The 353-nt window shown below is 46.7% G+C and carries 2 rRNA genes; both read left to right on the top strand.

What is annotated here, in order from left to right:
• A 23S ribosomal RNA gene (locus tag GVL12_RS26065) occupies window positions 1-96 on the top strand; the annotation flags it as partial.
• Window positions 97-224: 128 nt separating this feature from the next.
• Window positions 225-337, top strand: a 5S ribosomal RNA gene (gene rrf, locus GVL12_RS26060).
• The last annotated feature ends 16 nt before the right edge of the window (window positions 338-353 follow it).

The raw sequence follows: 353 nt of genomic DNA, 5'->3' as shown, positions 1-353 counted from the left end.
AAGAGTCGTTCAAGACCAGGACGTTGATAGGTTGGGTGTGGAAGCGCAGCAATGCGTTAAGCTAACCAATACTAATTGCTCGTGAGGCTTGACCCTATAACTTTGATCCCAGAGCGGATCGAAGACTAGTTATGCCAAAAAGCGCAATCAAATATAATCTGATTTCAGTCTCTATGAATTCGCTGAAGCGTTCGACAAACTGAACGCCGAAGCAAAAAGTTATGCCTGATGACCATAGCAAGTTGGCACCACTCCTTCCCATCTCGAACAGGACAGTGAAACGACTTTGCGCCGATGATAGTGCGGGTTCCCGTGTGAAAGTAGGTCATTGTCAGGCTCTTACAGCAGCAAAC

Origin of the sequence: Pantoea sp. 18069, assembly GCF_902706035.1 — a bacterium.
GTDB lineage: Bacteria > Pseudomonadota > Gammaproteobacteria > Burkholderiales > Burkholderiaceae_C > Comamonas.
Note: the sequence above shows the minus strand (reverse complement) of the source record. Positions and strands in the feature narration are given on the sequence as shown.